The sequence below is a fragment of the Pedobacter miscanthi genome (genome assembly GCF_003315595.1).
Taxonomy (GTDB): Bacteria; Bacteroidota; Bacteroidia; order Sphingobacteriales; family Sphingobacteriaceae; genus Pedobacter; species Pedobacter miscanthi.
This window is the reverse complement of the sequence record NZ_QNQU01000006.1, coordinates 97,183-109,845: the sequence shown is the minus strand read 5'-3', so window position 1 is coordinate 109,845 and position 12,663 is coordinate 97,183. Positions and strand designations below refer to the sequence as shown.

14 protein-coding genes are annotated in these 12,663 nt (G+C 38.2%); 9 read left to right on the top strand and 5 right to left on the bottom strand.

From position 1 onward, the window contains the following. Window positions 1–98: 98 nt before the first annotated feature. The 5 genes from DRW42_RS08650 to DRW42_RS08630 form a co-directional block, all read right to left on the bottom strand. Entirely contained in the window at window positions 99–863 is a 765-nt protein-coding gene (locus DRW42_RS08650; RefSeq protein ID WP_113948435.1) for an SDR family NAD(P)-dependent oxidoreductase, read from the bottom strand. An 86-nt stretch (window positions 864–949) separates the two neighbouring features. Beyond that, window positions 950–1,357, bottom strand: a complete 408-nt coding sequence (locus tag DRW42_RS08645; RefSeq protein WP_113948434.1) for a helix-turn-helix domain-containing protein — start codon at window positions 1,355–1,357, stop codon at window positions 950–952. Window positions 1,358–1,515: 158 nt separating this feature from the next. Next, window positions 1,516–1,995, bottom strand: coding sequence for a hypothetical protein (locus DRW42_RS08640; protein WP_113948433.1), 480 nt, complete (start codon window positions 1,993–1,995; stop codon window positions 1,516–1,518). An 18-nt stretch (window positions 1,996–2,013) separates the two neighbouring features. After that, complete coding sequence (locus DRW42_RS08635) at window positions 2,014–2,706, bottom strand: 2'-5' RNA ligase family protein (RefSeq protein WP_113948432.1); 693 nt, start codon at window positions 2,704–2,706, stop codon at window positions 2,014–2,016. Between the two features lie 153 nt (window positions 2,707–2,859). After that, window positions 2,860–4,503 (bottom strand): glycine--tRNA ligase, encoded by a 1,644-nt coding sequence (locus DRW42_RS08630; protein WP_113948431.1) that lies wholly within the window; start codon window positions 4,501–4,503, stop codon window positions 2,860–2,862. A 172-nt stretch (window positions 4,504–4,675) separates the two neighbouring features. Between DRW42_RS08630 and DRW42_RS08625 the strand changes: the two genes are divergently transcribed. From DRW42_RS08625 to gldG, 9 genes are all read left to right on the top strand, one after another. Then, on the top strand, window positions 4,676–5,596 hold the full coding sequence (locus DRW42_RS08625; protein WP_113948430.1) for a glycerophosphodiester phosphodiesterase family protein: 921 nt from the start codon (window positions 4,676–4,678) through the stop codon (window positions 5,594–5,596). Window positions 5,597–5,658: 62 nt separating this feature from the next. Further along, complete coding sequence (locus tag DRW42_RS08620) at window positions 5,659–6,366, top strand: ATP-binding cassette domain-containing protein (RefSeq protein ID WP_113948429.1); 708 nt, start codon at window positions 5,659–5,661, stop codon at window positions 6,364–6,366. A gap of 2 nt (window positions 6,367–6,368) precedes the next feature. Continuing rightward, a complete protein-coding gene (locus tag DRW42_RS08615; protein WP_113948428.1) occupies window positions 6,369–6,911 on the top strand; it encodes a hypothetical protein in 543 nt (180 codons plus the stop codon). Window positions 6,912–7,136: 225 nt separating this feature from the next. Continuing rightward, entirely contained in the window at window positions 7,137–7,658 is a 522-nt protein-coding gene (locus DRW42_RS08610) for an acyloxyacyl hydrolase (RefSeq protein WP_113948427.1), read from the top strand. 205 nt (window positions 7,659–7,863) lie between these two features. Continuing rightward, complete coding sequence (locus DRW42_RS08605) at window positions 7,864–8,550, top strand: porin family protein (protein WP_113948426.1); 687 nt, start codon at window positions 7,864–7,866, stop codon at window positions 8,548–8,550. A gap of 189 nt (window positions 8,551–8,739) precedes the next feature. Next, on the top strand, window positions 8,740–9,396 hold the full coding sequence (locus DRW42_RS08600) for a porin family protein (RefSeq protein ID WP_113948425.1): 657 nt from the start codon (window positions 8,740–8,742) through the stop codon (window positions 9,394–9,396). Between the two features lie 77 nt (window positions 9,397–9,473). Beyond that, on the top strand, window positions 9,474–10,136 hold the full coding sequence (locus DRW42_RS08595; RefSeq protein ID WP_113948424.1) for a porin family protein: 663 nt from the start codon (window positions 9,474–9,476) through the stop codon (window positions 10,134–10,136). 115 nt (window positions 10,137–10,251) lie between these two features. Further along, window positions 10,252–10,977: a gliding motility-associated ABC transporter permease subunit GldF gene (gene gldF / locus DRW42_RS08590; protein WP_113948423.1), complete on the top strand. Its 726-nt coding sequence runs from the start codon at window positions 10,252–10,254 to the stop codon at window positions 10,975–10,977. Further along, window positions 10,977–12,662: a gliding motility-associated ABC transporter substrate-binding protein GldG gene (gene gldG, locus DRW42_RS08585; protein ID WP_113948422.1), complete on the top strand. Its 1,686-nt coding sequence runs from the start codon at window positions 10,977–10,979 to the stop codon at window positions 12,660–12,662. The genes gldF and gldG overlap by 1 nt, the downstream gene beginning before the upstream one ends. Window position 12,663: the final 1 nt, after the last annotated feature.

The following is a 12,663-nucleotide window of genomic DNA, read 5'->3' as shown; positions in this document are numbered from 1 at the left end:
GTTGATATTTCTATTAGAATAACCACCAAGGCACAAAACCACAAAGATATTTAGCCTCTGTGTCTTAGTGCCTTCGTGGTAAAAAAAATGCTAAAAATCTATAAAAACATACCACCAGATGCTTCAATGCGCTGTGCGGTAATCCACCTTGCATCTTCGGTACATAAAAAGGCTACTACACCGCCAATATCATCAGGTAAACCTACACGGCCTAAAGCGGTATTGGCAGCTATGCCTGCATTAAGCTGATCGTTATCGCGTACTACGCCACCACCAAAATCGGTTTCTATAGCGCCCGGGGCAATAATGTTCGATCTGATTCCCCTTGCACCCAATTCTTTAGCCTGGTATTTTGTTAAGGTTTCCATCGCGCCTTTCATCGATGCATAAGCCGCATAACCTGGTGTAGCGAAACGTGCCAGGCCCGATGAAACATTGATAATTCCGCTGCCATCGTTTAATAAAGGCAAAGCTTTTTGCGTTAAAAAGTAAGCACCTTTATAGTGGATGTTAACCAAAGTATCAAATTGTTCTTCAGTAGTGTTAGCGAACGAGGCGTGAATACCAATTCCGGCATTATTTACTAAAAAATCGAATTTTTCTGTATTAAAAACAGATTTTAACACGGCTTTAACTTCACTGAAAAAAGCATCAAAAGTTTTAGAATCGCCAACGTTTAATTGTAGCGCAGCAGCTGCTACGCCAAGTTTTTTAATTTCATTAACGGTTTCTTCTGCTTCTTCTTTTTTAGATTGATAGGTGATGATAATACCAAGTCCTTTGGCTGCAATTTTTAAAGCAGCATTTTTTCCTAATCCGCGGCTACCGCCGGTTACCAGGGCAATTTTATTTTGTGTTTCCATTTTCTTTTTATTTGTTAAACAAAATTAGATGGAAATCGGCTGTAAAAATGGTGACAGCTTAAGTAAAAATGGTGAGAGTTTAAGTTTTATATGGTGATAATTTCCTTATTTGTTGCCAACGACTGAAAATAGGCCTCTCTGTATTGTTTTGGTGTTTGGCCTGCAAAGTGTTTAAAAAACTTGGTAAAGTTGGATGGATCATATGTTAATATCCTCGCAATTTCTGCAATGGGCATACTTACATTCTGCAACATCGATTTAGAAATTTCCATTAAACGCTCTTCAAAAAAGTAGCAGGGCGAGTGTCCGGTTGCTTCTTTAATGGTATTACTCAAATGTGTGGGGTGCACGTGGATAATTTCTGCAAAATCCCTTACCTCAAACATTTCGGTAGCGCGGCCCGATACCACATCATCCAGATGTTTATCCAGTTCCTTTAAAAAATCTGCTGCAATTTCGTGTCGGCGGGCAAAAAACTTCTGTGGGATTTTCATATCAATTGTATTTGATCTCTAAACAAATATAGCATTCGCTTAAATGAATATGAAATTAGGTAGGTGGCATCCGGCTTTTTGTGACCCAAGGATTACTGCGTGTTGAAGAGGAGGCGTGGGCCCCGTTGTTTATTGAAACTACACTTGAGCCTCGTTTATTATTTTGTTAACCGGAGATAAAAGATCCCGTCTATTGTTTTTTTTATGGCTCCGCCATAATCGGTTGCAATAAAATAGAAAGTTCCTTTAATTCTATCTTCAGTTACGCTGAGAATTTTTACGCTTCCGTCAATTAAGACATAATTTTCTTCTTTTTGGCTACCTAAGGCCTTTTTACCATAAGCGCCAACTACTTGTCTTCGATTATCACTTAAAAAGTATTCGCCAACCCCATTATAATCGTTAATGTTTATGTTAATCATGCTAACAGGACCATCGCCCACTATTCGCATCATTTTGCCGCTCGAACTGGTCATAAAGTTGCTGTTAACTACAAAATTGTAGGTAAAATTCTCTAAATTACCATCTATATTTACCGTAAAAATGTCTTTTTCAGGTACAGGTGTTTCTTTTTTGCAGGATGAAATAATTAAGAGGCATAGCAATGCCATTAAAGATAATCTGAGCGGTAATTTCACAGCGTTAGTTTGTTTGGGTTAATTAGTTTGCGAAGGTAAAGAAAACCTATACAACTTTTTAACGTGTTTTTCCCGCTGGTACCAATCATTGTACACCAGTTCAATCTGTTTCACTTCAAAAGTACCAAAATCGTAATCCCTGTATTTTTCTACCAGATCAATCAAAGCCTCTTTATTTTTAAGTTCCGACCGGAAACGGATTACTGTTGAATGAGCCGTTTGTATGGCGTAACGTTTATCAATACTTTGTTGCAGGTCTGAATTTTTAAAGGCTGCTCGCAGGTCGTCCCTGATTTCATTTAAATTATCTGTAAGAAAACCCTGAACCAGGATGCATGATGGGGATGCCGTTAAACCCTTAAACCGGATATTGAAACTTTTGTATCTGGCTAAGACCCGCTGTATAAGTGCTACATAATCCTCAACATTAATATTCTTTAAGTCAAAACCATCATAGCAGGAAATGATCGACATTAAAGTGATGTGGATATCTGCATTTTGATAATAATACTGATCGGGCTCAATTGCTTTAGCTTCGGTTAAAAATTGCTGGATGTTATTATTCGTCATCGCATCCGGCCTGATCACCAAAGTAATCCCAAAACGTTGGTCGGTATCAGAATCAATTAAATGATCAGTTTCGTAATCACCATTAGCTATTTTGGTAATCGAATTATCATAAAGTTTATTGTAGTGTTCGGCTAAATTCATTTTTTATTGTACAAAAAAGTCGCAGGGTAAAACCTGCGACTTAATAAAATCGTCTCGACTGAAACGCAGTTCCGAATATTCGGGAGAGAGGTCTATCTCGGGTTAGATCTCTCGGTCTGGTTGCTCTCCGTCCGAGATGACGGATCTATAATTTTACGCCAGCAATGCTTTCCAGCTGGTAGCTTTACCTATAATATTGGTTAAATCGGCAATGGCCACACGTTCCTGTTCCATACTGTCGCGGTGGCGGATGGTAACGGTATTATCCTCTAAACTCTGGTGATCAATGGTAATACAGAATGGCGTACCTACTGCATCCTGACGGCGGTAACGTTTACCAATTGCATCTTTCTCCTCGTAAATACAGTTGAAATCGAATTTCAGTTCATCCATAATCTCACGTGCTTTTTCCGGTAAACCATCTTTTTTGGTCAGTGGGAAAATAGCTACTTTATATGGCGCCAAGGCCGGATGCAAACGCAATAAGGTACGGCTATCCTGTTTATCTTCGGTGCTTAAATCTTGTTCTTCAAAAGCATTGATCATCGTTAACAAAAACATGCGGTCTAAACCGATTGAAGTTTCAATTACATAAGGAACATAATTGCCATAAGGTTTACCCTCTTCGTTCAAATCGTTATCGAAATACTGCATTTTTTTGCCAGAAAATTCCTGATGTTGTGTTAAATCGAAATCAGTACGGCTGTGGATCCCTTCAACTTCTTTAAAGCCAAATGGGAATTCGAATTCAATATCTGTTGCTGCATTGGCATAGTGCGCCAATTTAACGTGATCGTGGTAACGGTATTTTTCTGGAGCTGTTCCTAAAGCTTTATGCCATTTTAAACGAGCTTCTTTCCAGTATTCGAACCATTTTTTGTCTTCGCCAGGGCGTACAAAAAACTGCATTTCCATTTGCTCAAATTCGCGCATACGCATAATAAACTGACGGGCAATTACCTCATTTCTGAAAGCTTTACCAATCTGTGCAATACCGAAAGGAATTTTCATCCTTCCCGATTTTTGAACATTTAAAAAGTTTACAAAAATACCCTGAGCCGTTTCCGGACGAAGATAAACTTCATCGCTACCCTCGGCCATTGCACCAAACTGAGTGCTGAACATCAGGTTAAACTGGCGTACATCCGTCCAGTTTGAAGTTTTGGAAATCGGACAGATTATTTTATAATCAACGATTAAATCTTTTAGCTGAGCCAGGTTTTCTGATTTTAGCGCCAGGTTCATTTCTACCTCAAGCGTTAAACCTTTTTTAACAAATCTCCAGCTTGCTTCGTCAACAAATGGATATTTTGCATTATCTAAAATGGTGGCTTCATCTTTAAAAGTAGGTACCCAGCTAGCCTGACCTTCGTCGCTTAAACCCAATATTTCCTGCTGGAACTCTTCAAACTTAGCTTTGTTATCAGCACTGAAATTGGCCAGTTCCGAATATAATTCATCAATTTTATTTTCCAATAACTGGTCCGCACGGTAACGTTTTTTCGAATCTTTATTATCGATCATCGGGTCGTTAAAACCATCCACATGTCCGCTGGCTTTCCAAACCTTCGGGTGCATAAAAATTGCAGAATCAATTCCTACAATGTTTTCGTGCATCTGTACCATGGCTTTCCACCAGTAGGTTTTAATGTTGTTTTTCAACTCGGCCCCCAATTGGCCATAATCGTAAACAGCACTCAGACCATCATATATTTCGCTGCTCTGGAATACAAAACCGTATTCTTTAGCGTGTGATATTACATTTTTAAATTGTTCGTCGTTATTCTTTTGAGCCATAATGCAGCAAAGATAATAAATAAGGTAAAAGGTAAGAGGTAAAAGGTAAAAGGTTTTTGAGCGAGCCAAAAGGAGCAGGGAAAATGCATGTAGTAAACAATTCACAAGTTAGCCATATAACAACAATTCCATTTTACCTCTTCCATCTTCCATTTTTTCCTACTTTTGATCCATGAAATTCCACCACTTACTATTCCTGGTTATTGTTGCCGCGTTTAGCTCGTGCAAACAAGAGGAAAAGAGCCATCAATATATCAAATTTAATAACGTAGCAGAATTGTACCAATTTCTGAAATGGTCTCCCGAAAACCGTTTTCCTTTGATCAGTGCGCACCGTGGTGGACCAATGCCCGGTTTTCCTGAAAACTGCATCGAAACCTTTGATAATGCAACTACCTACAATCCTGTGGTTATCGAATTTGATATTGCTTACAGCAAAGATTCGGTGATGGTGATTATGCATGATGACCAGCTTGATAGAACTACCACAGGGAAAGGACCAATTGGAAATTATACTTATGAAGAGTTAAAAGCCTTTAACCTGAAAGATAACGACGGGAATGAGACCAGATTCAAGATTCCTACTTTGGATAGCGTACTAAGCTGGAGCAAAGGAAAAGTATTGTTGACCATTGATTTAAAAAAAGGTGTTTCTTGTGCCAAAGTGATTGAAAAAGTAAAGCAATACAAGGTAGAAAGCAATTCTATTATTATTACCTACAAGGCCGATCAGGCAAAAGAAGTGCATCAATTGGCACCCGATTTAATGATTTCGGCCTCTGTGCAAAAGAAAGCTGAGTTGAAAAGGTTAAACAGTTTGGGCATTCCTGATAACCGTCTTGTGGCTTTTGTGGGTGTTGCTGCACCTGAGAAAGAATTCTATCAATATTTGCATAGCAAAGGCATCACCACTATTTTGGGTACCATGGGCAACATTGATAAAAGTGCCGTTGCTACTCCAGCCAAAATGGTATATTACCACCTCGTTAACAATGGTGCCGATATTTTATCGGGCGATAATCTGCAGCAGGCTTCGGAAGAACTGGATAAATTCAGGTACAATAAAAAAATAAGTTCCACGCGTGTTAATTAACCACGGATTTTTGGCCTAAAAATCTGTGTTCATCTGTGTAAATCTGTGGCAAAAAAAATAAAATGAGTATTTCAGTTAAAAATCTTTCTAAACATTACGATAAGCAAAAAGCGGTTGATGCCATTAGTTTCGAGGCTAAACCTGGTCGTATTCTTGGTTTTCTGGGCCCGAACGGAGCAGGTAAATCAACCACCATGCGTATGCTTACGGGTTATCTGGAGCCTACATCCGGAATGGCCGAAATTTCAGGCAAAAATATTGTCTCGGAAGCTTTGGAAGCCAAAAAGCATATCGGTTATCTTCCAGAAAATACACCGCTTTATGCGGATATGTACGTAAAGGAGTTTTTAAATTTTGTTGGACAAACCTATAACACCGGCAACCTAACCGCGAGGATAGAAGAGGTGATCAAAATGGTGGGGTTAACGCCTGAGCAGCATAAAAAAATCGGTATGTTATCCAAAGGCTACCGCCAGCGTGTGGGATTGGCGCAGGCCATTATCCATAATCCCGAAGTTTTAATTTTGGATGAGCCTACATCAGGCCTCGATCCGAACCAGCTGGTTGATATCAGATCACTGATCAAAACTCTGGGTGTTGCTAAAACTGTGGTGATTTCTACACACATTATGCAGGAAGTAGAAGCGATATGCGATGATATTATCATCATCAGCAAGGGCAGAATTGTAGCAAACGATTCGCTCGAAGGACTTAAAAAAGCCCATCAACAGCAATCATTAGAAGATATATTCAGGAAACTTACCGCGTAATTATGCTTAACCCAAAATTTAAGATTGCTCTCATTACTTTTTTATTTTTAAGTCCGGTACTTTTAAAAGCCCAAAGCAGTGCCAATATCGGTATTGGCGCAGAAATAGGTTTGCCTTCAGGTAATTTTTCCAACCTGTCTGGAATAGGACTGGGTGCATCAGTAAAAGCCGATCTTCCCGTTTCCGAAGATTTTACATTAACCTTAAATGCGGGATATATGAACTTTTTTGGCAAGAAGAATCAGTTATTCAATGTTGAGGATTTATCTTATATCCCTTTAAAAGGAGGTTTTAAATATCAGTTGGGCGAAAGTTTTTATGCTGAAGGGCAGTTAGGGGCTGCAGTGCCTTTAAACAAAGATCAGAAAACTTTATTTGCCTGGTCGCCAGGTATAGGCAATCAGTTTAAACTCGCAGGAGGCAATAAACTGGATTTAGGTATCCGTTACGAGGCATGGACGGGCAAAAGCAGTACCGTTGGTTTAAATAAATCAAATACCAACGGTTTTGTAGGGATCAGGTTTGCCTATGTTTTGGGGCTCTAAACAATTTTGTTGTAGAATTGTTTCGTTTTTTCGTCAAAAATCTACAATTCCATTTCCCATCTATAACTTAATACAACGTTTTGGAATAAAATATTTGTGATGTAATGTTCAGTAAATCAGATTGTTGGGGATTTTGTTTTGCTTTATTGTTTTGATATGTAACGTTTTTGGCATAATGCTTGTCTAAAACCACGAAATAATTAACGAACAATAATTAAAAAACACATGAAAAAAGTATTATTATCTTTATTAATGGTTGCAGGCTTGGGTTATGCAGCTTCAGCTCAAACAGAAGGTGCGGTAAACAAAATTAGTGTAGGCCCGGATTTCTTATTACCTGTTGGAGATAACACCAATGGACTTAGTTTAGGTTACGGTGGTTCTGCTATGGGAGAATTTAATGTAGCAAAATCATTAAATTTAACTGTATCAGCTGGGTATATCTCTGTATCTCCTGAAAAATATTTAAAAGACCTTGGAGCAACAAATGCAGGCGTTATTCCTTTAAAAGCTGGTGCCAAATATTATTTTGGTGGTAATTTTTATGGTGCTGGTGAATTAGGTGCTGCAATTTTTACTGAAAACAATGCGGGTACAGCATTTTCATTTGCGCCTACTGTAGGTGCTTCTTTTTCTGTATCAGATAAATCTAGTATCGATTTAGGTGTACGTTATGAAGGATGGTCAAAAAATAGCACAACATTATCATTTGTTGGTATCCGTGCTGCATTTGCATTCGGTTTGTAGTAAGAACGACAATAAATTATTTAAAAGCCTCCGAGAAATTGGGGGCTTTTTTTGTGTAAGCCGTTTAATATCTTTTAGTTAAAATCAATAAATTGTTTAATATTTTTTAACTATCAAATTAGTTTTTTTATCATTGTAACGTTTTCGCTAAAACAGGCGAAAGCACGGAAACTAAAAAACAATTCTTATAACAACGCTCAAGATCATGAAAAGATTAGTATTATCTTTATTAACAGTTGCTGGTTTAGGCTTTGCAGCTTCAGCTCAAACAAATAACATTAAAATTGGCGTAAAGGCCGGTGTTACATTTCCAACTTTTGGTGTATCGGGTACCGAAAATAAGGGTTATGAACAAAAAATAAGTACCTCGTTTTATGTAGGTGGAACAGTGGATATTGCTGTTTCGGATATATTCTCGGTTCAGCCCGGTTTATCTTTAATTGGTAAAGGTGGAAAAACAGATTTTTCTTATTTTAATGCCGAAATAGGGAACAGTTATACGGTTACTGCCAATTCGAAGATTAGCACAATGTATATCGAACTTCCAGTAAATGCAGTTTTTAATTTTGATTTAGGTAGTGGCAAAATCTTTATCGGCGCAGGTCCTTATTATGCTGTTGCCATCAGCGGAAAAAACAAATCGACAGCTTCATTAAGCGGTGGTGGTAGTACGATGACCGAATCGGTAAACGAGGACATTAAATTCGGAAAAGACGGTACGATGAAAAGAGGTGATTTCGGTGTTAATTTCCTAGCTGGCTATCAATTAAGCAATGGCTTTAATATTCACGCCGGTTATGGATTAGGTTTAAGTAATCTCGACTACGCAGATAAAAATGCATCAAAGGTAACAAACCGTGTATTATCGGTTGGCGTAGGTTTTGCTTTCTAAACGAGGTTAAAAGGAAGTCCGATTATATTTCGGGCTTTTTGGTGCAAGCCATTTAATATCTTTTAGTTAAAATCAATAAATTGTTTAATATTTTTAACTATCAAATTAGTTTTTTTATCATTGTAACGTTTTCGCTAAAACAGGCGAAGCACGGAAACTAAAAACAATCTTATAACAACTCTCAAAAACATGAAAAGATTAGTATTATCTTTATTAACAGTTGCTGGCTTAGGTTTTGCAGCTTCAGCTCAAACAGAAAAACCTGTAACTTTTGGCTTAAAAGCAGGTGTCGCCTTTCCAAACATGACCATCTCTTCAGGGAGCACTTCGGTAAGTTTTGATACCAAAACCTCATTTTATGTTGGCGGTACAGTAGAATTTGCGGTATCGGATGTCATATCAATCCAACCAGGCTTAACCTTTATCAGCAAAGGAACAAAATTTAGTAGCAACAGCTTTGCTTTTGAAGATAGCGATTTTGGAAGCACAGAGAAAGTTACCTTAAACTTTAATTACCTCGAATTACCTGTAAATGTATTGGCCAATTTTAAATTGAATGGTGCGGGTAAAATATTTGTTGGTGCCGGACCATACTTTGCATACGCATTAAGTGCAAATGGCAAATACGGATCGATGAAAGAAGATATTAAATTCGGTGAAAATGATTCTGAATTTAAACGCACCGAATTTGGTTTAAACTTTTTGACTGGTTATCAACTAAATAACGGCTTTAATATCCATGCAGGTTATGGCTTAGGGTTAAGCAGTATTGCAGATGCTGATATTTCGGACGAAGTTACTTTTAAAAACAAGGTTTTTACGGTTGGCGTAGGCTTTTCTTTCTAAACCGGATATAAAAATGAAGCCCCGAATTATTCCGGGGCTTTTTTGTATAAAAACAACCTTTCATTAATCCATATCTTATGAAGAAAATATTTTTATGCTTGTTTACTTTAGCATTAGGTTTAGTGGTATCGGCACAGGAAAAACCATTACAGATTTCGGTAAAAGCAGGTGTTACATTCCCAAAAATTACCGCCAGTAAAGATGCAATAGCTTTTGATGGTGGGGCTATTAGGGAAAGTAGCGTTAATACCTCTTTTTACATCGGCGCTACAGTAGATATTCCCCTCGGAAAAAATATCGCGTTTCAACCGGGCTTTTCTATTGTTGGCAAAGGAACCGAAGCATCCTACTTTAGTAATAATACTGCGTCCGGAAAAATTAACCTCCTATATTTTGAAATCCCTGCCAATGCGGTTGCTTATATTCCGGTTGGAAAACAGAAAATATTCTTCGGTGTGGGTCCATATCTTGGTATTGCATTATCCGGAACGGCGAAATATCAATATGTAATTAATGATGATGTGGTAAAACCAGATAAACAAAATATTAAGTTCGGACCGGATAAAGATTTTAAACGGTTTGATTTTGGTGGAAATGCCTTAGTGGGATTTCAGTTTAGCAATAAATTAAACATACAGGGGGGCGTTAGTGCAAGTGCATCAAAAATTTCCAATTCAAGGGATGTTTATTTAAACGCTAAAAACCTGGTATATTCCGTAGGATTGGGTTTTACTTTTTAGAAACTGCCCGTTTATTTTTTAATTAAACCAGCTGGTAATTTTATCGCTGTCAATTTACTTTAACGACCTTTTAATTTGCAGGAATAAATGGTTAACTTCGGCGTTTTGATAGCACATGTACGCAGTTTTTAAACGCGAGTTATTCAGTTTTTTAAGTTCGATGGTGGCTTATATCACTATTGGTATTTTTCTATTGGTTTCGGGCCTCTTACTCTGGTTTTTCCCCGATACTTCGGTACTCGATTATGGTTATGCCGAGCTAAGCGGTTTTTTCAGTCTGGTGCCTTATCTTTTCATGTTCCTGATTCCGGCCATTACCATGCGGTCTTTTGCAGAAGAAAGGAGAGAGGGTACCTACGAACTTTTAATTACCCGTCCTATCCGTATATGGCAGATTATCGTAGCAAAATATTTCGCCAGTTTGGTACTGGTATTGTTTGCCTTAATCCCAACGGTGGTTTATTATTACAGCATATCAAAATTAGGTTTTCCTCAAGGAAATATTGATACGGGCTCCGTTATCGGGTCTTATATCGGTCTGTTTTTGCTAGGGGCAGCTTTTGCTGCTATCGGTATCTTTTCATCAGCCTTAACCAAAAACCAGGTTATTGCCTTTGTAATCTGTGCCGCTTTATGCGCGTTTTCTTTTCTGGGTTTCGATTATACCAGCCAGATAGCTGCTTTTCAGTCGGTAGAAACCACCATCACCAATTTAGGGATCAACCAGCATTATACATCCATCAGTCGCGGTGTTTTAGATACCAGGGATTTGCTTTATTTTATCACTTTTTCTGCTTTGTTTTTATTGTTTACTAAATTAATCATAGGAGGGAAACGATAATGAAGCTGAAAAATAAATGGATCAATTTTATTGCTGCAATTGCCATACTGATAGTTTTGAACGTATTTGGCACTTATGTTTTTCACCGTTTCGATTTTACTGCCGACAAACGTTTTACACTGAGCGAAAAAACAAAAGTTTTACTGCAAAAAAATGAAAAACCGGTAATCATTACAGTGTTTTTATCAGGAGAACTTCCGCCTGCTTTTAAACGCCTGCAGGCTGCGGTTAGTGATATTTTAGCGGATTATAAAGCCTATTCGAAAAGCGAAATAAAAATTGTTTTTGTTGATCCTCTGAATGGATTAAATCAGGCAGAGCAGGATACAGTAATCAATAATTTATACGAAAAGGGCATTGAAGCCACCAATTTAAGTGTTAAAACAGAAGAAGGCCTTACCCAGAAATTTGTTTTCCCGATGGCGATGATTGAGAGCGATGGAAAACAGTTGCCGTTAAAACTTTTTCAGAATTTAGATACCCGGGGCAGCTATGAGGATAACATTAACCGCTCTATCGAAAACCTGGAGTATATTTTTACCTCCAGTTTAAAAAAAGTGATTACAGGTACCAATCCGCGCATTGGTTTTACCGAATCGAATGGCGAATTAACGGATCTTCAATTGGCAGATGGCATCCATTCATTATCCAACAGTTACCTCGTTGGCCGCATTGATTTAAATACCATTGATAAAGCCGGACTTGACAAACTGAGCATGATGGTAATTGCCAAGCCTACAAAACCATTTACTGAAACCGAAAAATACAAGATCAATTATTTTGTAATGAAGGGTGGACGCGTACTGTGGAGTATTGATCAGGTAAGGGCAGAACTGGATAGCCTGAGGAACCGCAATGGGCAAATGGCTATTAATAATAACCTCAACCTGGATGATATGCTTTTTATGTATGGGGCGAGGATTAATTATAACATTATTGCCGACCCTGCAAACAGTGCCGAAATCCCAGTTTCTACCGGTACAGTAGGAGGTCAGGAACAGATGCAGCTGGTACCTTGGATTTATTATCCAATTTTACTGCCCGATACTGCACAGGATGTTGTGAAGAAACTGGATGGTATTAAATCTGAATTTCCCGCCACGGTTGATACTATTGGGGCCAAAGGCGTAAAAAAATCGTATATTTTAACTACATCAGCATACAACAAGGTTTTTGAAGCGCCAAAACTGTTCAGTTTGCAAATGATCAGCGAGCGGCTGGATCCAGGGGCTTTTCAAAGTAAACCGCAAAACGTAGGTGCACTGTTAGAAGGGAGCTTCCCCTCTGTTTTTGCTGGTCGCCCTTTACCTGCAGGCATTACACAGCCCTATACTTTACAAAACAGCGGCAAGCAGGCTAAAATGATCGTAATAGGTGATGGCGATATTTTTAAAAACCAGGTGTCTGAACAGAGCGGCACGCCTTTTCCGTTGGGTTTCGACCGTTATTCGCAGCGTACATTTGGTAATAAGGCATTATTGTTAAATATTGTCGATTATTTTACCGACGAAGATAACCTGATTTCGCTGCGGAATAAAGAAGTTAAGATCAGATTGCTGGATAAAGCCAAAATTAAGCTCGAAAAAACCAAATGGCAATTTATAAATGTAGTGGCACCCTTGCTATTGTTAATATTCTTTGCAATTTTTCAACATTATTACCGTAAATACAAGTACGCTAAATAAT